Origin of the sequence: Qipengyuania sp. (assembly GCF_048550555.1) — a bacterium.
Taxonomy (GTDB): Bacteria; Pseudomonadota; Alphaproteobacteria; order Sphingomonadales; family Sphingomonadaceae; genus Qipengyuania.
Genome location: NZ_JBLYYF010000049.1, coordinates 1 through 21,513 on the forward strand (window position 1 = coordinate 1; position 21,513 = coordinate 21,513).

The 21,513-nt window shown below is 67.0% G+C and carries 26 protein-coding genes, 1 tRNA gene and 1 pseudogene; 18 read left to right on the top strand and 10 right to left on the bottom strand.

Going from position 1 to position 21,513, the window contains the following annotated elements:
- Position 1 precedes the first annotated feature (1 nt).
- Both ACN4E0_RS13315 and ACN4E0_RS13320 read right to left on the bottom strand, forming a co-directional pair.
- Positions 2–85, bottom strand: a tRNA-Leu gene (locus ACN4E0_RS13315).
- A gap of 112 nt (positions 86–197) precedes the next feature.
- Positions 198–1,010, bottom strand: coding sequence for a zinc-ribbon domain-containing protein (locus ACN4E0_RS13320; RefSeq protein WP_419568592.1), 813 nt, complete (start codon positions 1,008–1,010; stop codon positions 198–200).
- Between the two features lie 155 nt (positions 1,011–1,165).
- Here ACN4E0_RS13320 and ftsE point away from each other — a divergent pair, with 155 nt between their 5' ends.
- The 7 genes from ftsE (at position 1,166) to ACN4E0_RS13355 (ending at position 6,078) form a co-directional block, all read left to right on the top strand.
- Positions 1,166–1,891: a cell division ATP-binding protein FtsE gene (gene ftsE, locus ACN4E0_RS13325; RefSeq protein WP_419568594.1), complete on the top strand. Its 726-nt coding sequence runs from the start codon at positions 1,166–1,168 to the stop codon at positions 1,889–1,891.
- Positions 1,888–2,820 carry a cell division protein FtsX gene (locus ACN4E0_RS13330; protein WP_419568596.1) on the top strand — a complete coding sequence of 311 codons (933 nt, stop codon included), beginning with the start codon at positions 1,888–1,890 and terminating at the stop codon, positions 2,818–2,820. The genes ftsE and ACN4E0_RS13330 overlap by 4 nt, the downstream gene beginning before the upstream one ends.
- A complete protein-coding gene (locus ACN4E0_RS13335) occupies positions 2,817–3,347 on the top strand; it encodes a YdcF family protein (protein WP_419568598.1) in 531 nt (176 codons plus the stop codon). Before ACN4E0_RS13330 ends, ACN4E0_RS13335 begins: the two co-directional genes overlap by 4 nt.
- The gene (locus tag ACN4E0_RS13340; protein ID WP_419568600.1) at positions 3,344–4,036 is read left to right on the top strand and encodes a lysophospholipid acyltransferase family protein; all 693 of its coding nucleotides are present in this window, start codon (positions 3,344–3,346) and stop codon (positions 4,034–4,036) included. The genes ACN4E0_RS13335 and ACN4E0_RS13340 overlap by 4 nt, the downstream gene beginning before the upstream one ends.
- A 306-nt stretch (positions 4,037–4,342) precedes the next feature.
- Positions 4,343–4,777 (top strand): hypothetical protein, encoded by a 435-nt coding sequence (locus ACN4E0_RS13345; protein ID WP_419568602.1) that lies wholly within the window; start codon positions 4,343–4,345, stop codon positions 4,775–4,777.
- 54 nt (positions 4,778–4,831) lie between these two features.
- Entirely contained in the window at positions 4,832–5,533 is a 702-nt protein-coding gene (locus ACN4E0_RS13350; protein WP_419568604.1) for an imm11 family protein, read from the top strand.
- Positions 5,530–6,078, top strand: a complete 549-nt coding sequence (locus tag ACN4E0_RS13355; protein ID WP_419568606.1) for a hypothetical protein — start codon at positions 5,530–5,532, stop codon at positions 6,076–6,078. Before ACN4E0_RS13350 ends, ACN4E0_RS13355 begins: the two co-directional genes overlap by 4 nt.
- A 111-nt stretch (positions 6,079–6,189) precedes the next feature.
- Here ACN4E0_RS13355 and ACN4E0_RS13360 read toward each other — a convergent pair whose 3' ends face one another.
- Together ACN4E0_RS13360 and ACN4E0_RS13365 are read right to left on the bottom strand one after the other, a co-directional pair.
- Positions 6,190–7,095, bottom strand: a complete 906-nt coding sequence (locus tag ACN4E0_RS13360) for a prephenate/arogenate dehydrogenase family protein (RefSeq protein ID WP_419568608.1) — start codon at positions 7,093–7,095, stop codon at positions 6,190–6,192.
- Positions 7,092–8,192, bottom strand: a complete 1,101-nt coding sequence (locus ACN4E0_RS13365) for a pyridoxal phosphate-dependent aminotransferase (protein WP_419568610.1) — start codon at positions 8,190–8,192, stop codon at positions 7,092–7,094. The genes ACN4E0_RS13360 and ACN4E0_RS13365 overlap by 4 nt, the downstream gene beginning before the upstream one ends.
- Positions 8,193–8,287: 95 nt before the next feature.
- On the opposite strand from ACN4E0_RS13365, the gene metX reads away from it, so the two are divergent.
- Positions 8,288–9,376: a homoserine O-acetyltransferase MetX gene (metX, locus tag ACN4E0_RS13370; protein WP_419568612.1), complete on the top strand. Its 1,089-nt coding sequence runs from the start codon at positions 8,288–8,290 to the stop codon at positions 9,374–9,376.
- Complete coding sequence (gene metW, locus ACN4E0_RS13375) at positions 9,373–9,969, top strand: methionine biosynthesis protein MetW (RefSeq protein ID WP_419568614.1); 597 nt, start codon at positions 9,373–9,375, stop codon at positions 9,967–9,969. The genes metX and metW overlap by 4 nt, the downstream gene beginning before the upstream one ends.
- Before the next feature lie 4 nt (positions 9,970–9,973).
- Here metW and ACN4E0_RS13380 read toward each other — a convergent pair whose 3' ends face one another.
- Genes ACN4E0_RS13380 through ACN4E0_RS13390 form a run of 3 tightly spaced genes read right to left on the bottom strand, consistent with a single transcriptional unit; the run spans position 9,974 to position 11,653 of the window.
- Positions 9,974–10,702 (bottom strand): CPBP family intramembrane glutamic endopeptidase, encoded by a 729-nt coding sequence (locus ACN4E0_RS13380; RefSeq protein ID WP_419568616.1) that lies wholly within the window; start codon positions 10,700–10,702, stop codon positions 9,974–9,976.
- A 52-nt stretch (positions 10,703–10,754) separates the two neighbouring features.
- Entirely contained in the window at positions 10,755–11,261 is a 507-nt protein-coding gene (locus ACN4E0_RS13385) for a prolyl-tRNA synthetase associated domain-containing protein (protein WP_419568642.1), read from the bottom strand.
- A complete protein-coding gene (locus ACN4E0_RS13390) occupies positions 11,261–11,653 on the bottom strand; it encodes a VOC family protein (RefSeq protein WP_419568618.1) in 393 nt (130 codons plus the stop codon). Before ACN4E0_RS13390 ends, ACN4E0_RS13385 begins: the two co-directional genes overlap by 1 nt.
- Positions 11,654–11,771: 118 nt before the next feature.
- Here ACN4E0_RS13390 and ACN4E0_RS13395 point away from each other — a divergent pair, with 118 nt between their 5' ends.
- From ACN4E0_RS13395 to ACN4E0_RS13405, 3 genes are all read left to right on the top strand, one after another.
- On the top strand, positions 11,772–12,128 hold the full coding sequence (locus ACN4E0_RS13395) for a hypothetical protein (protein WP_419568620.1): 357 nt from the start codon (positions 11,772–11,774) through the stop codon (positions 12,126–12,128).
- Positions 12,129–12,199: 71 nt separating this feature from the next.
- Positions 12,200–12,628 carry a hypothetical protein gene (locus ACN4E0_RS13400; RefSeq protein WP_419568622.1) on the top strand — a complete coding sequence of 143 codons (429 nt, stop codon included), beginning with the start codon at positions 12,200–12,202 and terminating at the stop codon, positions 12,626–12,628.
- A gap of 77 nt (positions 12,629–12,705) precedes the next feature.
- The gene (locus ACN4E0_RS13405; protein WP_419568624.1) at positions 12,706–13,377 is read left to right on the top strand and encodes a glutathione S-transferase family protein; all 672 of its coding nucleotides are present in this window, start codon (positions 12,706–12,708) and stop codon (positions 13,375–13,377) included.
- Between the two features lie 16 nt (positions 13,378–13,393).
- Here the strand turns inward: ACN4E0_RS13405 and ACN4E0_RS13410 are convergent, their stop codons facing one another.
- Together ACN4E0_RS13410 and mutM are read right to left on the bottom strand one after the other, a co-directional pair.
- On the bottom strand, positions 13,394–13,735 hold the full coding sequence (locus ACN4E0_RS13410) for a hypothetical protein (protein ID WP_419568626.1): 342 nt from the start codon (positions 13,733–13,735) through the stop codon (positions 13,394–13,396).
- A gap of 12 nt (positions 13,736–13,747) precedes the next feature.
- Complete coding sequence (gene mutM / locus ACN4E0_RS13415; RefSeq protein ID WP_419568628.1) at positions 13,748–14,563, bottom strand: bifunctional DNA-formamidopyrimidine glycosylase/DNA-(apurinic or apyrimidinic site) lyase; 816 nt, start codon at positions 14,561–14,563, stop codon at positions 13,748–13,750.
- Between the two features lie 55 nt (positions 14,564–14,618).
- On the opposite strand from mutM, the gene ACN4E0_RS13420 reads away from it, so the two are divergent.
- From ACN4E0_RS13420 to ACN4E0_RS13435, 4 genes are read left to right on the top strand one after another with little or no spacing between them, the layout of a single operon-like run.
- Positions 14,619–15,350, top strand: a complete 732-nt coding sequence (locus ACN4E0_RS13420; RefSeq protein WP_419568630.1) for a class I SAM-dependent methyltransferase — start codon at positions 14,619–14,621, stop codon at positions 15,348–15,350.
- Position 15,351: 1 nt separating this feature from the next.
- Entirely contained in the window at positions 15,352–16,914 is a 1,563-nt protein-coding gene (gene ubiB, locus ACN4E0_RS13425) for a 2-polyprenylphenol 6-hydroxylase (protein ID WP_419568632.1), read from the top strand.
- Entirely contained in the window at positions 16,881–18,020 is a 1,140-nt protein-coding gene (locus ACN4E0_RS13430; RefSeq protein ID WP_419568634.1) for a hypothetical protein, read from the top strand. Before ubiB ends, ACN4E0_RS13430 begins: the two co-directional genes overlap by 34 nt.
- The gene (locus ACN4E0_RS13435) at positions 18,017–19,114 is read left to right on the top strand and encodes a hypothetical protein (RefSeq protein ID WP_419568636.1); all 1,098 of its coding nucleotides are present in this window, start codon (positions 18,017–18,019) and stop codon (positions 19,112–19,114) included. Before ACN4E0_RS13430 ends, ACN4E0_RS13435 begins: the two co-directional genes overlap by 4 nt.
- Here ACN4E0_RS13435 and ACN4E0_RS13440 read toward each other — a convergent pair.
- Positions 19,068–19,457 carry a hypothetical protein gene (locus ACN4E0_RS13440; protein WP_419568638.1) on the bottom strand — a complete coding sequence of 130 codons (390 nt, stop codon included), beginning with the start codon at positions 19,455–19,457 and terminating at the stop codon, positions 19,068–19,070. The genes ACN4E0_RS13435 and ACN4E0_RS13440 overlap by 47 nt on opposite strands.
- A gap of 185 nt (positions 19,458–19,642) precedes the next feature.
- Between ACN4E0_RS13440 and ACN4E0_RS13445 the strand changes: the two genes are divergently transcribed.
- Both ACN4E0_RS13445 and ACN4E0_RS13450 read left to right on the top strand, forming a co-directional pair.
- The gene (locus ACN4E0_RS13445) at positions 19,643–21,289 is read left to right on the top strand and encodes a bifunctional phosphopantothenoylcysteine decarboxylase/phosphopantothenate synthase (protein WP_419568640.1); all 1,647 of its coding nucleotides are present in this window, start codon (positions 19,643–19,645) and stop codon (positions 21,287–21,289) included.
- Positions 21,282–21,513: pseudogene (locus ACN4E0_RS13450) on the top strand (dUTP diphosphatase); the annotation flags it as partial. The gene ACN4E0_RS13445 and the pseudogene ACN4E0_RS13450, both read left to right, overlap by 8 nt.

Sequence of the window (21,513 nt, forward strand, 5' to 3'; positions counted from 1 at the left end):
GTGCGGTCGAGAAGACTCGAACTTCCACGGCCTTGCGGCCACAACGACCTCAACGTTGCGCGTCTACCAGTTCCGCCACGACCGCACACAGTCTGCACCGGGAGCGAATCCGCGAAGGGCGGCTCCCGTCGGTAGGAGCGCGCCACTAGCAGCGAGGCTGCGCCCCCGCAAGCACCTTTATTGCGCGAAAGTGAAAGCTAGCGCGGGGCCCAGCCGATATCGGCGAAGACCGCCGATTTGGGCACGTCGGTGACCGCCTCGTTGATGGTCAGTTCCTCGCCCGGCGCGAGGCTAGACTGCGGCGGCTGGACCACCCAGCTGTAGACCTGCCGCTCGCGCTGGTCGCGCAGCACGATCAGGATCGAGGGGATCGGGCGCGATTCGCGCGCGGTGTTTTTGACGATGATCCGCGCGCCGAAGAACTCGGTGCCGTTGGGCAGCGTGCGCCGTTCCTGCTGCTCCACCGGGAAGCTCAGCTCGAGATCGGGTTGCGCCGCGCCGAACAGCGGGCGCGAGACCGGCACCCAGTCGGGCAGGCCGACATAATTCACCGCCACCACGGTGGTGAGTGCGACGACCGCGAAGACCATGGCGGCCCAGGTCCACAGCTTGGTCAGATTGCGGCGCGGGCGGAAGGGCGGCGCATGGTCGAAGCGCGAGCGGCCGTCTTCCTCTTCCGGCTCGGGAGGCGGGGGGAGATCGTCCTGCACCTCGCCATAGGGGGGCGCGGCCTCGTCGAAATCCGGCCCTTCCGCAGGCGCCGTATCGTCATAGGTGAAGCCCGGCTTGGCCTGCGGAGCGGGACGCTCGGCGTCCGGGGGTGGAGGGGGCGGGGCCGCCGGCGCGGGGGCAACCGGACTCTCTTCGAGCGCGGCGAGCCGCTCCGCATCGGGCCCATCCTGGAACCAGCTGTGCTTGCACTTCGCGCAGCGCACGGTGCGCCCTTCGATTCCGATGGCACTGTCGGGCACGACGTAGCGCGTGAAACAGGCAGGGCAGGCAATGATCATGGTGACCCAAGGCCTTAGGCCGCGCCGCGAATCACGACAAGCGACAGCCCTGTTCGCAAACCCCCAGAGCGGCTTTTTTCCACATGCAAGCGCGGTTATAGGCTGTTCGCGACGATGACGGGCGCCGCTTTCCTCTTGATCCAGCCGGCCGGGCGATGAGCGCGCCCGAGGAAGAGATCGTCCGGTTCGACAATGTCGGGCTGCGCTACGGCACCGAGCGCGAGGTGCTGTCGAACATTTCCTTCACCCTGTTTCCCGGGCGGTTCTATTTCCTCACCGGCGCCAGCGGCGCGGGCAAGACCTCGCTGCTCAAGCTGCTCTATCTCGCCCAGCGTCCCTCGCGCGGGGCGATCCGCATGTTCGGCACCGACGTCATCACCCAGCCGCGCGAGAGGCTGCCGGCCTATCGCCGGCGCATGGGGGTCGTGTTCCAGGATTTCCGGCTGGTCGACCACCTCTCGGCCTTCGACAATGTCGCGCTGCCGCTTCGCGTCTCTGGCGTGCGCGAGGCGGATTTGCTGGGGCCGGTTTCGGACATGCTCGAATGGGTCGGCCTCGCGCATCGGGCCGACGCGCGCCCGGCGACGCTGTCGGGCGGCGAGCAGCAGCGCGTCGCCATCGCCCGCGCGGTGATCGGGCGGCCCGACATGCTGGTGGCGGACGAACCGACCGGCAACGTCGATCCGGAAATGGCGCTCAAGCTCATTCGCCTGTTCGAGGCGCTCAATCGTCTCGGCACGACGGTGGTGGTGGCGACGCACGATGTCCACCTGCTGCGCAAGGTGCCCGATTCGCTGATCATGCGGCTCGACAAGGGGCTGCTGTCCGATCCCACCGGCGCGCTGCGCTACCCGCCGCGTCGGGTAGGGGCGGGCGAATGAAGAAGCCGCCGGTACTCAGCCGCTCGGCGGCCCGCGGTCCCGCTCCGTTGCGCGGCAAACGGGCGGCGCACCTGCTGCCGCAGGCCCGCCTCGGCGGACCGATGCCCTGGGTGATCGCGATCATGGTCGCGCTGACCGTGCTGGCGGCGGGCGGCGGGCTGGCGCTCGACAATCTGGCCGACCGCGCACGCGGCGAACTCGCCGGCAGCGCGACCGTGCAGATTCTCGCCGCCGATCCGGCGAACCGCGCGCAGCAGGCCGAAGCCGTGGCGGACATTCTGGTGCAGGATCCCGCCGTGGCCGGGCTCGCACTGGTGCCGCAGGAGACGGTCGAGGAACTGCTCGAGCCCTGGCTGGGAACCGACAATCCTGAGGATGCGGTGCCGATCCCCACGCTGATCGACCTACGCCTGCGCGGCGGTGCCGACCAGGCGACGCTCGAACGGCTGCGCAGCCTGGTCGCCGATCGCGCGCCCGATGCGCGGATCGATGCGCAGGGAAAATGGCTCGCCCCGGTGCTCGCGGCGCTGTCGGCGCTGGGGTGGATGGCGCTGGGGCTGATCGCGCTGCTCGCCTTCACCGGCGCTGCTGCGGTGTGGCTGGCCGCGCGCAATGCGCTCGGCAGCAATCGCGACACGATCGAGATCGTCCACCTGCTCGGCGGCAGCGACCACCAGATCGCCCGGATCTTCCAGCGCTCGATCCTCGTCGATGCGTTGATGGGCGGAGCGCTCGGCCTCGTCCTCGGCATGGCGGCGGTGTGGCTGATGGGGGCGCAGTTCTCGGCACTCGATTCCGGCCTGGTTTCGGGCGGAGGGCTCGAAACCACCGACTGGCTGGTCTTGGCCCTTGTCCCGGCGGGGGCGGTTGCTCTAGCGGTTCTCACGGCGCGGTTCACCGTCCTCGCGTCGCTCAGGAAAATGCTGTGATCCTCCGCTTCTTCGCCGCCGCCGTGCTGATCTATGCGCTGGGCTTCCTCGGCTTCGCCGTCGCCTTGCCCAAGCCCGCCACCGACGAGAAGACCGATGCGGTGATCGTGCTGACCGGCGGACCGGGGCGGATCGCGCGCGGGCTCGACGTGGTCGGGCAGGGGCTGGCCAAGGAGATGTTCGTCTCGGGGGTGGATCCCGAGGTCAAGCCGGCCGAATTCGCCGCGGAGTTCGACGTCTCGCGGCGGACGATGGAATGCTGCGTCAAGCTCGGCTACCTCGCGGTGGACACGCGCAGCAATGCGGGCGAGGCGGCGCAGTGGCTCAAGAAAAACGATTTCACCACGGTGCGGCTGGTGACCACCGACTGGCACATGGCCCGGGCGGCGTCCGAATTCAGCGAAACGCTGCCGCCCGAAATCGAGGTGATCAAGGACGCGGTGCCTTCGCATCCCGACCTCGCCACGCTCTATCTCGAATACAACAAGCTGCTCGCGGCGGCGGTTTCGCAGGGCCTGCCGCGGTGAGGGGGCTCGCGCGCCTGCTGCGGAACATCGCCTTCTATTTCGCCTTCTACCTGGGCAGCCTGCTGATCACCTCCGCCTCGCTGATCGCGCTGCCCTTCAGCGTCACGGCATTCCGCGCGCGGGTGCGCAACTGGTCGCAATGGCAACGCTGGTGCCTGACGCATCTGCTCGGCTGCGAGATCGTGCACGAGGGCGCGCCGCTCGCCGAACCGGTGCTCTACGCGATCAAGCACGAGAGCTTCTTCGAGGCGATCGATGCGCCCGCGCTGTTCGACACGCCCAGCGTCTTCGCCAAGCAGGAGCTGTTCAGCATCCCGCTGTGGGGCCGCGCCGCTGCGGCCTTCGGGCTGGTCCCGGTCGAGCGCGATGCCGGTGCCAAGGCGCTGATGCGGATGATCCGCTCGGCCAGGGCGCTGGTGGCCGACGGTCGCCCGCTGGTGATCTTTCCCGAGGGCACGCGCGTCCCGCATGGCGAGAAGCGCGAGCTCCAATCGGGCTTCGCCGGGCTCTACAAGATGCTCGGCCTGCCGGTGGTCCCGGTCGCGGTGAACAGCGGCCCGGTCTATCACCGTCGGCTCAAGCAGCCGGGGCGGATCACCTACAAGTTCGGCGAACCGATCCCGCCGGGCCTCCCGCGGCCCGAGGTCGAGGAGCGGGTACTGACCGCGATCAACGCGCTGAACGCGTGAGTTGCTTGTCGCGCAAGTTGACGAAGTACATGCCGGACGCGGTGCCTGGACGAACTCCATAGGGGCGCGTTGAAGCGCGAAAACCCCGCACGGGCGGCGGGGCTTCGGACAGGGTGGATCGACGGGTCAAAGAACGCATCGAGCCTAGGCCCGCGTCGTACTTGTAGGAAAGGGGGAATGCGACCTGGGCGATCGGCTCATTTCTCAGCGCTCCGCCTGTAAGCGGCGATTTGGCCAGCGACCTGATAGCCGAACTCCCGATAACCTGCTAAATTCGCGGAAATTCTCTTTCAGGAACACATGGCAATGCTGGGTTCGGTTTTGGCAGCGGCACTTTCGGCCGCTGCACCTGCTGCGGATACTCAGAGCGATGAGGCGCTGATGCGCTCATACCTCTCTGCGATTCTTGCTCGGGATACGGCCTATCTCGAGGCGAATTCCCATCCCCAGGTGCAGTACGAACCTCAATTCCGGGCCAGGCAGACACCGAGCAACCTCGAGGACAGTGTCGAGGTAATCTTCGAGAAGACGAAGGATTGCGATGTGGGCGCGCTTATGCGCAACCGAGGATCACAAAGCTACACGGTCAACTGGTGGTGCAGCTATTATGACCAGCCGGCGGGTGTACCGTTTGAAGGGGGTGCCGCGATCCTTCGCGTGCGAGACGGCCTGATCGAGATGATCAACTTCAACTGGTCGGGCCCGTATGCCGCATGGACACCGCGTACAGTGGAGCAGTAGCCGGGTGACCAAACAGCCAAAGCCGGTGATCCGTGGCTTTCGCGGGGGTGCGCGGTGAGCGAAGCCGGCGAGGCAAGGCGCCTTTTCATCGCAGCGCCAGCCATTGGAAGAAACCCGTCCGACTTCGAACTGTCCGACGAGGACAGGTTGAGACGAGAGGCCGACCGGTCGCGCATGGTCGGTTACACTCAGACCGGCAATTCTTTCGAAACGCAGTTCGGGTTGCCCAAATATGCGGAGACACCGCGCGTGCGGATCGCACTCCGCAACAAGCCGCTGGATTTTTACGGCTATGACCGCTGGATTCTGTCCGACCGGGCGCGGCAGCTTTTGCATGGCATGGACCCGTCGGCCTTCGACTTTGTGGAATGCGATACGTCAGGCCCGGTGACGCAGGAGGTCGGAACGTACTGGCTCGGCAAGGTGAAACGGGTGGTGACCGATTTCGATCGTGATGCCTCCGATTTCGAACTGGCCCGGCAATTCTACGATCCATCCCTCCAGCAGGAGGTTTACAGCCACAGGATCAGGACACTCAATCGCCTTACGCTGCTCCCCGGTGCCGAAGATGCGCTGGCCTTCTATCTCCTCGACTACGGGCTCTATCCGATCTTCGACGGACGGCTGGTCGATGCGATCTGGGCGGCGAAGCTGACCGGATTGATGTTCTCGCCGCTGCACTGGCCGCAGAAGGGCGATGTCAAAATAAAGTACATCCAGACCTACCGCTACTGGAAAGAGCAGGGCGCGATTTGACCGGTCCCATAAATCGGCAGAATGGTCTGCGCCTGATAGCGATCAGATCGTCATCGCTTATCGCTGCCGCGCTGTTGCTGTTCGTGTCAGCTCGGTTAGTCCTCGATTACCTGCCGCGGTTCGGGTTGCCGCCATGCGAGGGACCCGGCTGGCTCTTCCATTCGCTCCGCGGCCTCGTCGGCGTGCTGATCGTCCTCGGCATTTGGTTACAGCTGCGATTGCAGCACAATCCCGGCTTGCGCCGCCTGGCGCTCACACTGGTCGTTCCGCTCGCGGCGCTCGGTGTCCAGGAAGCAGCGAACCGGCATGAGATACGAGAGCAAAGACGATGCAAAGCCCGAACCTTGCCCCAAGCGATGATGGCCTGCCAGGCCAATCCTGCGCATTATCGCCTTGGCGAAGGTGAATACGGAACACCCGTCCTCTCGCTCGTGCCCCCTGGCGCCACAGGCCCGGCCTGGAATTGCCTACAGGCCTGGGCGATTTACCAGAACGATATTTCGCTCATGATCGATGAGGGTGTGTACCGCCCGCGAGGGAACTAAATTGCGCAGGGGGTTGTGAAGGCAGAATTGCTCGCCGCCCGATTGTTACCCCATCTCGGAACAGACTGCCGCCATCAGGCCCTCCCCCAAGCCGCGCTCAGCCAACACCCCTCAATGATCCTTGCGACCGAAATCCGGCCTCGCGTCGTCCTGGCCTTCCTCGATGATCGAGCGGCGGATGGTGCGGGTGCGCTCGAACAATTCGTAGAGCGTGTCGCCGTCGCCGTTGCGGATCGCGCGCTGGAGCAGGCTGAGGTCCTCGGTGAAGCGGCCCAGCACCTCGAGCACCGCGTCGCGGTTGGTGAGGAAGACGTCGCGCCACATGGTCGGATTGCTCGCCGCGATACGGGTGAAATCGCGGAAACCGCCGGCCGAATATTTGATCACCTCGCCGCGAGTCACGTCCTCGAGGTCGGAGGCGGTGCCGACGATGGTATAGGCGATGAGGTGGGGGATATGGCTGGTCACCGCCAGCACGACATCGTGGTGGTCGGCATCCATGATCTCGACCTTGGCGCCGAGCCCTTCCCAGAAGGCGGAGAGCGCGTCGATGGCCGCCTGCGGCGCGTCCGCGCCGGGCGTGACGATGCACCAGCGGTGGCGGAACAGCTCGGCAAAGCCCGCTTCGGGCCCGCTCTTCTCGGTCCCGGCGACGGGATGCGCGGGGATCACCACGGCCTCGGGCAGCGCGGCGGTCAGCGCCTCGCCAACGCTGCGCTTGGACGATCCAACGTCGCTGACGATCGTGCCGGGCCGCAGATGCGGGGCGATCGCCTCGGCGGCATAGCCCATCGCGCCGACCGGCACGCAGAGGATGACGAGGTCGGCCTCGCGAACCGCCTCGGCAATCGTGGCGCAGACTCTGCCGACGAGGCCGCGCTCGGCGGCGCGGCTGCGCACGTCGGCATCGGCATCCCAGCCCATGGTCGCGACATCGGGAAGCATGCCCTGCACCGCCAGGCCGATCGAGCCGCCGATCAGGCCGAGGCCGACGATGGCGACGCGCTCGATGGTCATGGCCTTTCCCCGCAGAGGGTGCGCAGCACCGCAGCGATATCGTCCATTTGCGCGGGCGTGCCCACGGTGATCCGCAGCGCTTGTGGCAGGCCCTGCCCGGGCAGGTGGCGCACGGCATAGCCCGCCTCGGCAATCGCCTCGAGCGCGGTGGTGGCGGCGAGGTCGCCCTCGAACACCACCAGCACGAAATTCGCTTCGCTCGGTAGGGCGCGCAGCCCGTGGTTGCCGAGGGCGTCGATTTTTCCCACGAAATATGCGCGAGCGGCGGCATTGGCTTCGCGCGATCTCGCGACGAAATCCCGGTCGGCCAGCGCCGCGAGTGCCGCCCGCTGCCCGCTCGCGGTCACGTTGAACGCGCCGCGAAGGCGGTTTAGCGCGTCGACCAGGTGCGGCGCGCCGGTCGCCCAGCCCACCCGTTCGCCGGCGATGCCGTAGGCCTTGGCAAAGGTGCGGGTAACAAGGACGTTGGCATGCCGCGCGGCGAGTTCCATGCCGCCATCGTCGACCCCTTCGGGCAGGAATTCGGCATAGGCCTGATCGATTACCAGGAGCACATCCTTCGGCAGGCCCGCATGCAGGCGCTCGACCTCGGCGCGCGGCAGGAAGGTGCCGATGGGATTGTTGGGATTGTCGAGCAGCACCACGCGCGTCCGCTCGGTTACCGCGGCGAGCAGCTTGTCGACATCGGGCGCGTAGTCACTGTCCTCGGCCAGCACGACCTCTGCGCCGACCTTGTGCGCGAGCAGCGGGTAGAGCGAGAAGGAATAGCGCGCAAACAGCACCTCGTCGCCCGGCCCGGCGAAAGCCTGCACCGCGCCGTGGAGGCATTCGCCCGAGCCCGTGCCGCAGACGATCCGCGCCGGGTCGATGCCATGGAGCTTGCCGATCGCCTCGCGCAATCGGGTGGCGTCGGGATCGGGATAGAGGTTCGGCTCATGCCCGCCCGCCAGCGTCTCGAGCACCTTGGGGCTGCAGCCGAGCGGGTTCTCGTTCGCCGACAGCTTGACCAGCGGACGCCCGTCGGCCGCCCTGGACTTGCCGGGCACATAGGCATGGATCGCTTCGATCCACGGCTTCAGGATGGGTGTGTCTGCCATGTTCGGCTTTGTCGCATGAAAGAATATCGCCCCTTCGACAAGCGCGACGCGAGGCGATAGAGGCAGCGTTTGATTGTTTCGCCCCAAGGTCCGATTTGAGCGCACATTCGCAGACGCTGACTTTGCCCGACCCGCTGCCGCTCGATGGCGGCGGCGACCTGGCGCGTGTCGAGGTGGCTTACGAGACCTATGGCGCGCTCAATGCGGACCGCTCGAACGCGATCCTGTTGTGCCACGCGCTCACCGGCGACCAATATGTCGCCTCGCCTCACCCGATCACCGGCAAGCCGGGCTGGTGGGAGCGGATGGTGGGACCGGGCAAGCCGATCGATACGACCCGCTTCCACGTGATCTGCGCCAATGTCATCGGCAGTTGCATGGGCTCGACCGGTCCGGCGAGCGAGGCGGCGGACGGCCAGCCCCATGCCATGCGCTTCCCGGTCATCACCATCCGCGACATGGTCCGCGCGCATGTCGGCCTGCTCGACGCGCTGGGGATCGAGCGGCTGCATGCGGTGGTCGGCGGATCGATGGGCGGGATGCAGGCGCTCAGCCTCGCGGCGAACTGGCCGGCGCGGGCCGAGCGCGTGCTGGTGATCGCCTCGACCAGCCGCCACTCGGCGCAGAACATCGCCTTCCACGAGCTCGGCCGGCAAGCGATCATGGCCGATCCGCGCTGGAGCGGAGGCGATTACTACGCCGGCGAGGCGCCCGACAACGGGCTCGCCGTGGCGCGCATGGCGGCGCATATCACCTATCTCAGTGAAGAGGCGCTGACGCAGAAGTTCGGGCGCAACCTGCAGGATCGAGACGCCAAGACATTCGGCTTCGATGCCGATTTCCAGGTCGAAAGCTATTTGCGCTATCAGGGCAGCGGCTTCACCCGCCGCTTCGATGCCAACAGCTATCTCTACATCACCCGTGCAATGGACTATTTCGACCTGGCCGAGGAGCATGGCGGCAGGCTGGCCGATGCCTTCATCGGGACACGCGCGCGCTTCTGCCTCGTCAGCTTCGACAGCGACTGGCTCTATCCCACGAGCGAAAGCCGCCACGTGGTCCACGCACTCAACGCGGCGGGGGCGGCGGTGAGCTTCGTCGAGCTTTCGGCCCCGCATGGCCACGACAGCTTCCTGCTCGATGTGCCCGCGCTCGATCGCGTGGTCGGGGGCTTCCTCGGATGAGCTTCTCCAGCAACGAGCTACGCCCCGACCTCGCCGTGATCGCGCGCCAAATCGTGCCCGACAGCCGCGTGCTCGATATCGGCTGCGGCGACGGCGCGCTGATGCTCGCGCTGCGCGATACCGGCTGCGACGTGCGCGGGATCGAGATCGATCCGGAAAGCGTCGAGCGCTGCGTCAGCCAGGGCCTCTCGGTGGTCCAGGGCGATGCCGACCGCGACCTCGCCGACTATCCCGACAAGGGTTTCGACTACGCCGTGCTCAGCCAGACGCTGCAGACCGCCGCGCGCCCCGATCGGATGCTCGACGAACTGCTCCGCGTTGGCACCCGCGCCTTCGTCAGCTTCCCCAATTTCGCGCATTGGCGAACGCGCGCCGCGCTGCTGCTGCAGGGACGCATGCCGGTGACCCGCAGCATCCCGGTGAGCTGGTACGAAACGCAGAACATCCACCATGTGACGGTGAAGGACTTCCGGGAACTGGCCCGCGAAAAGGGGGCACGGATCGAGCGCGAGTGGTTCTTCGCCGGCGAGCGGCCCGTGGCGGGCGCGGCGAACTGGCGCGCCGAATTCGCGGTTTTCGAACTCTCGCGCTAGCCCGCTAGACCAGTTGGCCGACCACATTGGTCAGGTTGTGCGCGATCAACGGCATGAGGATGCTGCCCGTGCGCAGGCGGATATACATCATCAGCGCGCCGAGAATCGCGACGTAGATCAGCGCGTCGGGCGCGAACTGAACCCCCTCGACGGCAAAGAACAGCGAGTGGCCGAGCGCGAAGACGAGCGTCACGAAGACGCCCGCCCAGCGCCAGCAGTGCTGCCAGTTGGCAAGCGCGGCCGCGACAAAGGCAAGCAGCAACCCGCGGAACAGCAGTTCCTCGTCGACGCCGGGAACGATGGCCTGGTAGATCAGCGTCTCGGTGCCGGGCGGCTCGTTGTCGCCGCCGAACGCCAGCTGCAAGGCGATCTGGATCGCGACCATCGCAGCTGTCGCGACGAGTGCAGGGCGCAGGCTGCCCTCATTTTGCCTGAGTGTGAGGCCGAGCGTCTCGCGGGTGATCGCGGGCGACACACGCATGGCCACGGCCATCATGACCAGAGTGGTGAGGATCGCGGCCACCTTGCCGATCCAGTTGTACTGCAGCCCCTCGAGATCAGGCATTCCCGGAATCGAGGGCGCGTGGAAGATGGCGGTCGAATAAAGCGCGAAAGCGGCGATGGCGGCGAGTATCCAGGCCCAGGTGACCGTGCCGCGCCCCAAGGCCTGTAACAGCGCAGCAATCGCCACGACCGGCACCCACCAGACGAGAAGCGAGATATAGACGTCCACGTACCACTCCCCAACTACTGTTGTAGTTGATTAAGTCAGTAACGCGGAAAAATCAACCCGCGGGCAGCGCGACAGGTATCTCGGCTATCACCGGCTTGTGTCCCCAATGTCGCAAAAGCGCGAGCACGTCCGCACCCGCCACACCCAGCGTGCCGGTGTTGCGCAGCGGGTGGACATTCATGCGTTCGGCCTGGGCCAGCCCTGCGTCGATCACCACCGCCACGCTCCCAGGTTCCGCGTCGATCATCGCCAACGGGGTGACCGAGCCCGGCGCGATGCCGAGCAGGCGCTCCATTTCCTCCGGTTTGCCGAAGCTCACGCGCTTGCAGCCGATGGCCTCGGGCAGGGCCTTGAGGTCGACGCGCGCCGCGGCAGGCACGGTCACCAGCCAGAATGCGCCGCCGGAGTCCTTCAGGAACAGGTTCTTGGTATGCGCGCCGGGAATGTCGGCGTCGATCCTGCGGCTCTCCTCGACCGTGAAGACCGCCGCATGCTCGTGCGCCTCGAACGGGATTGCCAGCGCCGCGAGGTCGGCCAGCAATCCCGCTTCGCCGCGCATCACGCCGGGCGGTGGATGCCGCAGATCTTGTGTCCGTCGAGATCGCGGAAGTAGCTCAGGTGGATCGCACCCATGGTGGTTTCGCGCAGGCCCGGCGGGTCTTCGATGCTGGTGCCGCCCGCCGCGATCGCGACATCGTGCAGTTCCTTCACCTGTTCGGGGGAGGAGCACTTGAAGCCGATGGTCATGCCGTTGGCGCAGGTCGCATCCTTGCCGTCGATCGGCTGCGACAATGCGAGCACGTCGCCATCGTGCATGAAGAACACGCGCTTGGTGCCGCTGTCGGTGGTGTTGTCCATCGATCCTTCGACGCCGATGACCTTCAGGACTTTCTCGTAAAAGGCCTTCGCCTTGTCGATGTCGTTGGTGCCGATCATGATGTGGTTGAACATCGGATTCTCTCTCCTTTGGGTTTCGATTCGCTACCTTAAGCGCGGCAAGTGGGCTGGCAAGCGGCGATTGGCGAGCTTGTCGCTTGCGGTTCAGCTTGGCGCGCCTAGAAGCGGAGCCATGCTGACTTTCCTCGCTCCGCTCGCTCTCACGCTCGCACAGGCCGCCGGTGCGCCCGCGCTGCCCCCGCTCACCCTCGAACAGGCGAGCGCGCTGCGCTGCTCGGTCGCCTTCGGGCTGGTGGCCAAGGGACAGAATGCGGGCGACGCCGCGATGGCCGGCTATCCGGTCATGGCCAAGCGCGGCCAGGAGTTCTTCGTCCGCACCGCGGCCAAGCTGATGGACGAACTCGGCGCCGATCGCGACACGATCATGGCGCTGGTCCAGCGCGAAAGCGGCGAATTGTCGTCCTCGCCCGAGCGGCTCGATCAGGTCATGCCGCCCTGCCTGATGATGCTCGACGCCTCGGGGCTCTGACCGCGTTCAGGATCGGGTCAGTGCTTCAGCGCTAGACAATCGCCCGATTCGAAATCGACCGGGGGTCGTCCATGCGTTCATTCGTCCTGCCCGCCGCGCTTGCGGCTTTCGCCGTTCCGGTGCCTGCCCTGGCACAGGATGCAGCACAAGCTGCGCCGGCCCCGCTCGCCGAGCTGGCCGACCAGATGCGCGATCCCGCCTACCAGCGCGAGATGGCGCTGATGCTCCAGGCCATGACCGAAGTCCTGCTCGACATGCCGATCGCCCCGCTGGCGCAGGCCGCCGCCGACATGGCGGGCGAGAAGGCGGACGAGATCGATCCCGACACCACGCTGCGCAGCATGGCGCCCGACGCGGGCCGGGTGAGTGACGAGGTCGCCCGCAATGTCCCGCGCGCGATGCAGGCTGCGGGTTCGATGGCCGAAGGCATGGCCGCGATGACCCCGATGCTGCGCGAAATGGCCAGGCGCATGCGCGACGCCATGCCCCCGCGCGACTGATCCACGGGTAAATTCGCCTCGGTCCCCCGCGCCCCGGTGGACGCGCGCCCCGGGCTTGTGGCAAGGCGGTCCCATCCATGTGGCAGCTCTACCAATTCCCCCTGTGCCCCTTCAGCCGCAAGCTGCGTCTGCTGATGGGCGAGAAGAACATCGCCTATGAACTCGTGCGCGAGAACCCGTGGGAGGGGCGCGACGAATTCTGGCACCTCAACCCGGCGGGGCGCACTCCCGTGCTGCACGATGCGGCGCGCCATGCCGCGCTGTCCGACAGCCAGGCGATCTGCGAATTCCTCGAGGAAACGGTCGATCGCAATCCGATGATCAACGGCTCGGCGCTCCAGCGAGCCGAGATCCGCCGGCTGGTCGCGCTGTTCGACGAGAATTTCCACGCCGACGTCACCGGGCCGCTGCTTCACGAACGGATGAAGAAGCGCCTCGTGCTGCGCCAGCCGCCCGATTCGCGCATGCTGCGCGAGGCGATGAAGAACGCGCATGCGCATCTCGACTACATCGACTGGCTGGTCGACACGCGCCAGTGGATCGCGGGGCCGACGCTCAGCCTCGCCGACCTCGCCTGCGCGGCGCAGCTTTCGGTGGCCGACTATCTCGGCGGGATCGACTGGAAGGGCCACGACCAGACGCGCCACTGGTACGCGGTGATGAAAAGCCGCCCGAGCTTCCGCCCGCTCCTGAGCGAGAAGATGGAAGGCCTGCCCCCGCCGCCGCATTACGCGCTGGTGGATGCGTGAGGCTTGAGGATGCCAGTCAGCGGGACTGCCAGTATTCATTGAAGTCGGGGTGCTTGCTGAAAAGTTCGTCGAACGAAGGTTCGTAGATTCCTATGAGGTTCACCTCTCGCTCTTCAATTTCAGCAAAATCCTGAATCGCAATAGCTTCGCTCTTAAGCGTCCTTCCGTTCGACATCTCAATTCGCAGATTGTCAGAGCGGTCACCGACATAATCTCCGTTTACAATATTAGCGTGGCGGTCAGCGATGTAGTGGTCGGTCGGCTCGAAATTGGCGGTCGCCACGCACATTCCGGGATCGATTCCGAAAACTGTTGCTTCGCCGATTAGCAAATCCTTTTCGAATATTTTGAGTTTCACAGTTTCAGACCCTCACCGCTGACAAACCGGGCAGAACCATGTGCTGCGCCCGCCCTGCACGATGCGCCGGATGGTGCCGCCGTCCTCGTGGTGGCAGGCCTCGCCCTGGCGGCCGTAGACGTGGAAGCGGGTGGCGAAATAGCCGAGTTCGCCGTCGGGCTGGGCGAAATCGCGCAGGGTCGAGCCGCCGTCACGGATCGAGCGCTCGAGCACGTCCTTGATCGCGGGAACGAGGCGGCGGAGCTGCGGCATGGTCACCTTGCCGCCGGGTTTTCGCGGTGAGATCCCGGCGTGCCACAGCGCCTCGCAGACGTAGATATTGCCGAGGCCCGCCACGATCCGCTGGTCCAATAGCAGCAGCTTGATCGCCTGTTTGCGCCCGCGCGTCGCCGCGCGCAGGTGTTCCGCGGTAAGCGCCTCGCCCAGCGGCTCGGGGCCGAGCGCGGCGAAGGGCGGCCACAGGTCGAGCTCGGGCGCGAGCAGGAGGTCGACCGAGCCGAACCGGCGTGGGTCGTTCAAGGCGAAGACATGGTCCGCGGTCGCGAGCACCAGATGGTCGTGCTTGTCCGCCTCTTCCGGATCGATCCGCCAGCGCCCGCTCATGCCGAGGTGGAACACCATGGCATGGTCGCGGTCGGTGTGGATCAGACCGTATTTCGCCCTGCGCGAGAGGCCGGAGACGGTCGCCCCGGTGAGCGCCTGGACGAGGTCGGGCGGGAAGGGGCGGCGCATGTCGGGCCGGTTGACGCGCACCGACACGATCCGCTCGCCTTCGAGAAACCGGGCGAGGCCACGCACGGTTGTCTCGACTTCGGGAAGCTCTGGCATGAAAACCCCTGTAACAGCCTTTGCGCCCGGCTCAATTCCCCCTAAGGCCCACGCCATGAACGACACCGTTTCCTTCGGCTACGAAGACATCGACGCCAGCGAGAAAACCGGCCGCGTGGGCGAGGTGTTCTCCAACGTCGCCGCCAAATACGACATCATGAACGATGCCATGTCGGGCGGCATGCATCGTTTGTGGAAGAACCGCTTCGTCAGCCGCGTCAAACCGCAACCGGGCGAGGCGATCCTCGACATGGCGGGTGGGACGGGCGACATCGCCTTCCGCATGGCCGAGCGCGGTGCGAGCGTCACCGTCTCCGATATCAACCAGGACATGCTCGACGTCGGCATCGAACGCGCGATGGAGCGCGGGATCGACGGTCTGGTTTGGTCGCGCCAGAATGCCGAGGAACTGACCTTCTCCAGCCGCATCTTCGATGCCTACACCATCGTCTTCGGCATCCGGAACGTGACCTTCATCGACAAGGCGCTGCGCGAAGCGCACCGCGTGCTGAAGTTCGGCGGGCGCTTCTACTGCATGGAATTCAGCCAGACCGACTGGCCCGGCTTCAAGGAAGTCTACGACCTCTATTCGCACCGGCTCATGCCGCAGATCGGCAAGCTGATCGCCAATGACGAGGACAGCTATCGCTACCTCGCCGAGTCGATCCGCCGCTTTCCCAGGCCGCCCGAATTCGAGGCGATGATCCGCAAGGCGGGGTTCGAGAACACGCGCGTGGAATCGATCCTCGGCGGCGCGGTGAACATCCATTCGGGGTGGAAGGTTTAGGGTGGCACGACCGCTCACGCATATCTTCCGGCTGGGTCGCTGGGCGCGCATCCTCGCGCGGCACGGCGCGCTGCGCGGGATCCAGAACGATCCGAATGCGCCCGCACCCGTCAAGCGACTAATCGGCATATTCAGCATCGGAACGATCAAGTCGAGGGAGCCCGATTACGCCGGTGCCTTTCGCGATATCGGGCCGGCGGCGATCAAGCTCGGCCAGACGCTGGCAACGCGGCCCGACCTCGTCGGCGAGGATGCGGCGCGCAATTTGCTGACGCTGCAGGACGATTTGCCGCCGGTGCCGTTCGAGCAGATCAAGGCAAGCATCGAGGCGAGCTTCGAACAGCCGCTCGAGGCGCTCTATGCCGAATTCGACCCCGTGCCGGTCGGCGCCGCCTCGATCGCGCAGGTCCACCGCGCGGTCACCACCGAAGGTCGGCAGGTCGCGGTCAAGGTGCTGCGTCCCGGCGTGCGCGAGCAGTTCGCGCGCGACATTGACACCTACGAATGGGCGGCCGCGCATGTCGAGGCGATGGGCGGCGAGGCGGCACGCCTTCGCCCGCGGCTGGTCATCGCCAACTTCAAGCGCTGGACCAATCGCGAACTCGACTTGCGCCGCGAGGCCGCGAGCGCGTCCGAACTGGCCGAGCACATGGTCGGCACCGAGGGCTACGAAATCCCTGGGATCGACTGGGACCGCACCAATGGCCGCGTGATGACGGTCGACTGGGTCGACGGGATCAAGATCAGCAAGGTCGAGGACCTCAGGGCAGCGGGGCACGACACCGCCGAGATCGCGAACCGCCTCGTGCTGGCCTTCCTCAAGCAGGCGATCGCCGCGGGCTTCTTCCACGCCGACATGCACCAGGGGAACCTGTTCGTGAAAGCGGACGGGACCATCGCCGCGATCGATTTCGGCATCATGGGCCGGATCGACCGGCGCGCGCGCATGTGGCTGGCGGAAATCCTCTATGGGCTGACCACGGGCAATTACCGCCGCGTCGCCGAGATCCATTTCGAGGCGCAATACGTGCCGAGCTATCACAATGTCGACGAGTTCGCGACCGCGCTGCGAGCGGTGGGCGAGCCAATGCGCGGCAAGCCGGTGAGCGAGCTGAGCGTCGGCCAGATGCTCGACGGCCTCTTCGCCATCACGCGCGATTTCGACATGCAGACCCAGCCGCACCTGCTGCTGCTGCAGAAGACCATGGTCATGGTCGAAGGCATCGCCACCCAGCTCAATCCCAAGATCAACATGTGGGACACCAGCGCGCCCTACGTCCGTAGCTGGATCCGCGACGAGCTCGGCCCCGAGGCGGCCATCGCCGATCGTATCCGCACCGATACCGAAACGCTGCTGCGGCTCCCCGAGCTGATCCGCCGGATCGAGGACCGCTTCCCGGCCAAGGGCGGCGCGCCCGAACCGCCGCCGCTGCCCAGGATCGAATTGATGTGGGAAAGGCGCCGCCGCAGGGCGCGCGGTTCCGGACTGCTCGGCTATATCGGTGCGGCAGTGGCAGGGGGGCTCGCGGCATGGGCAGCGTTGATGCAGGGGTGGATCGGCTAGCCGACCCGGCAGCGGCGCCCGCCTGGGACCGCTTCGCCCATTGGCGCGCTTGGCCGGCGCGGGTTTTGCTGGCGGTGGTCGCCGCGCTGCTCGTGCTGGCTGCGCTCACGCCGCTCACGGCCAGCGTCGATGGAACGCCCTCGGACGTGCCCGATCTCGTGGCCGAGCAAGCGGCGACGTCCGAACCCGAACGCGACGACGACCTCGCTTTTTACGATCGTGTCATCGCGCGCATCGCGGGCGGCGAGAACTATTACGACTTCATCGTCGAGGAACAGCGCGCGAGCGACTATCCGGTGCGTCCGGGCATCGCGGTGCGCCTGCCGACGCTCGCCTATCTCCATGCCTGGCTCGGAGAGCGGGGAATGCTGGTGCTCGCGGTGCTGCTGCTGGGTGCCTGCGTCTGGGCCTGGTGGAAGCGGCTGGGCGAGGAACCCGGCGGCGCGCCCCGCCAACGGATCGGTGCCGCGCTGATGCTCATGGGCGGATCGCTCGGCCTCAACCGCTATTACTTCGTGCTCCACGAGCTGTGGGCGGGAATGCTGATCGCGCTCGCCTTCGCGCTGCATCGGCCGGGCCGTTGGGGCGCTTCGCTCGCGGTCGCCGCACTGGCGCTGGCGATCCGCGAACACGCGCTGCCCTTCGTCCTGCTGATGGGCGCGATGGCCGCCTGGCGCCGCGACTGGCGGGAGGCGGCGGCATGGGCCATGCTGGTGCTCGCCTTCCTCGCCGCGCTGGCCTGGCACCTGTCGCTCATTGCGCCGCAGGTCCTGCCGAGTGATCCGGCAAGTCCCGACTGGCTGGTGCTGCGCGGCCTGTCGGGCTGGCTCGGCAATGTCGTGCTGAGCTCGAACCTGCGCTTCCTGCCGCACGCGATCGCGGGGCCGCTGGTGCTGCTGATGGTGCTCGGCTGGGCGGGGTGGAAGTCGCCCGCCGGAGCGACGGGCACGCTGCTCTACCTCGGCTACGGGCTCGCCTTCATGCTCGCCGGGCGGGCGAACAATTTCTACTGGGGCGCGGTGGTCGCGCCCGCGATGTTCGTCGGCCTCGCCTTCGTGCCGATGGCGCTCGCCTCGCTGGTGCAGTCCGCGCGGGGCCGGGAGTGACGCTGCCCGAACGCCCGCTGCGCCTGCTCCCGCGCTGGGCTGCGGCGCTGGTCCTGCTGCTGACGGTGCTAGCCTGCGTCTGGAGCGGGCCGGCGATCACCGCACGCCATGTCCAGCACGACGCCGATATCGCACAGCGCACCCAGCTCGGCGAGCGCCCCGACATGGACCTCTACAGCACCATCGACGCGCGCGTCGCGGCGGGCGAGGACTACTACCACGTCGCCGCCGAACTGCAGCGCGAGCGCGGCTTTCCTACCTCGCCTTTCGTCACCGTCCGGACCCCGATCCTCGCCTGGACCACCGCGCTGTGGGGCGCGCAGGGCTGGCGCGTGATCGCGGCGCTGCTGTGGGGCGTCAACATTCTCGCCTGGTTCGCCGTGCTGGGCCGGCACGCCCGCAGGCCCGAACGCTATGCCGCCGCGTTGCTCGCGGGGTATTTCGGCATGCTCACCTTCTTCGAGAAGATCGCGCTCAGTCACGAGGCGCTCGCCGGGCTGATGCTGTCGCTCGCACTGGCGCTGTCGTTCCGCAAGGCATGGTGGGCGGCGCTGGCGCTGGCGATTTTCGCCATCGCGCTGCGCGAACTGGCGCTGCCCTTCCTGCTCGCCTGGGGTGCGGTGGCCCTTCTGGCGGGGGAGAGGAAACGGCTGGCAGGCATCGTCGGCGCCATCGCCCTGCTCGCGGTCGGGCTGGCGTTCCACGCCGCCTCGGTCGCGACGGTCCGTCTGCCGGGCGACCTCCATTCGGAAGGGTGGAGCGGAATGCTCGGCCCCTCGCTGCCCTTCTACGGCATCGACGTGACGACGCTGCTGGTCCTGCTGCCGCATGCGATCGCGGGCCCGCTGATCGTGCTCGCGCTGCTCGGCTGGCTCTCCGTCGGTGGTCGGCTGGGGGCCTTCGCAAGCCTGTGGTTCGCCGGGTTCATCGCCGCCACCGCGCTCTTCGCACGGCTGGAGAACTTCTACTGGATGGGGCTGTTCGTCCCCGCCTATGGCGTCGGCCTCGCCTTCGCGCCGCGCGCTCTGACCGACCTTGCGACTGCGGTCAGGCGGTCCGCGGGGACCAGCCCCAGGCCCGCATCGCCAGGATGATCGCCAGGCAATGGAAGGCCTCGACCCCCATCGGGACCATCCAGCCCTCGTAAGGCCCTTGAACCACGAGATTGATGAAACGCCCGGTGAAGGCGATGGCAAAGAGGCCGAGCGCGGGCAGCAGCACGTCGCCGCGCCTCCGCCACGCGCCCCAGACGAGCGACAGCGAACCGACATAGAAGAAGGCGGTCATGTCGCCGCGCAGCGTCGCTTCGCCGTGGCGCGAGACGATCGCGAGGCCGAAGTCGCTGGCCCCGCCGGCCGGATCGACCAGGAAGCTGGTGCCCAGCACCAGATCGAGGATCGCCAGCGCAAGCAGTACCGCGCTCAGGATCACATGCATCGGAATTCCCCCGTTTTCCCTTTATTCACCACGGGAGGGTAAGGCGTTACGGGAAAAACGCCAGCGCTCGATGCTGGCATTGCCACACGGGGGGCGCTAGCAAGCGCAGCAATGATCGGTTCGGAATGCATTTGCCGTTGCGTGCGCGCCTGCGCGGACCTGGCGCGCGCGAGGGGGGCCGTCGCGTGAGCGGTCCCAAGATCCTGCTCGTCATCGGCGGGGGCATCGCCGCCTACAAGTCGTGCGAACTCGTCCGCCTGATCCGCAGGGCCGGGGGCGACGTGTCCTGCGTGCTGACCGATGGCGGGCAGCAATTCGTCACCCCGATGGCGCTCGCCGCGCTGTCCGAGAACAAGGTCTATACCTCGCTGTTCGATCTCAAGGACGAGGTCGAGATGGGGCATATCCAGCTGAGCCGCGAGGCCGATCTCGTGGTCGTATGCCCGGCGACGGCGGACCTGATGGCCAAGATGGCCGCGGGCATTGCCGACGATCTTGCCACCACGCTGATCCTCGCCACCGACAAGCCGGTGCTGACCGTGCCGGCGATGAACGTGCGGATGTGGGAGCATTCGGCGACGCAGCGCAATGTGGACTGGCTGCGCCAGGCGGGCGTCGCGGTGATGGAGCCCGACGAGGGGCCGATGGCCTGCGGCGAGTTCGGCCCCGGCCGCCTGCCCGAACCGCCCGCGGTGCTGGGCCGGATCGCCGAGGAACTCGACCTCGACCTCGACCTGCCCGAACTGGCCGCGGCCGCTCCGGCGCAATTGTCCGCACCTGCGGAAGAAGAACATCTCAAGCCTCTCGAGCCCGAACCCGAAGAGGAAGTAGAGAAGAGCGGAGGCGGACTCGGCGGGCTGCTGGCGATGATCATCCCGCGCTCGACCCCGCAGCGCAGCCACGAAGACATCGAGGCCGAGCTCGACGAACAGCCCGATCCGGATACGGAAGGGCCTGACGTGGCGGAAGAACCCGTCGCGCCCGAAGTGTCCGCCGATGCCGGTCCGATCCTCGCGACCAAGGGCAGGGCTTCCGCCGCCCCGCCGACCGACCCCGGGGCGCTGGCCTATGACGCCGACGATGCGCATGCGCGCGCCGCCGCCTTCGATGCTTCGCCGCTTGCCGGGCAGGCGGCGTTCGATCCCGATCCCGAGCACCGCCCACTTTACGGCAAGCATGTGCTGGTCACCGCCGGGCCGACGCACGAGCCGATCGACCCGGTGCGCTATATCGCCAACCGCTCGAGCGGGAAGCAGGGCTTCGCCATCGCCGCCATGGCCGCCGCCGCCGGCGCGCGCGTGACGTTGGTCGCCGGTCCGGTCAATTTGGCGACCCCGGTCGGGGTCGACCGCGTGGACGTCGAGACCGCCGAGGACATGGCCGAGGAAGTGCGCAACGCGCTGCCTGCCGACATCGCCTTCATGGTCGCCGCAGTGGCCGACTGGCGCAGCCGCCACGTCGCGGGCGAGAAGATGAAGAAGCGCGGCAGCGCGCCGCCCGCGCTGATTCTGGCGGAGAACCCCGACATCCTCGCCAGCACGGCGGCAGGGCGCAAGCGCCCGACGCTGCTGATCGGCTTCGCCGCCGAGACCGAGAACGTGGTCGAGAACGCCAAGTCCAAGCGCAAGCGCAAGGGCGCCGACTGGATCATCGCCAACAATGTCTCTTCTGCCGAGGGCGACGGCGTGATGGGGGGCGATCTCAACCAGGTCCATATCGTCACCTCGGCGGGCATCGAGAGCCTGCCCGAAATGCCCAAGGAAGACGTCGCGCGCGAACTGGTGGCCCGCGCCGCCACCGCGCTGCAAGCGGTAGAGGAAGCGCATGACTGACCGTATCGGGGTGCAGGTGAAACGCCTGCCGCATGGACAGGGGCTCGCGCTGCCCGCCTATGCCACCGATGGCGCGGCGGGGATGGACGTGCTCGCTGCGGAAGACGTGACGCTTGCCCCCGGCCAGCGTCACGCGGTGGCCACCGGTCTCGCGCTGGCGATCCCGCAGGGGTACGAAATCCAGGTCCGGCCGCGCTCGGGCCTCGCGCTCAAGCACGGCATCA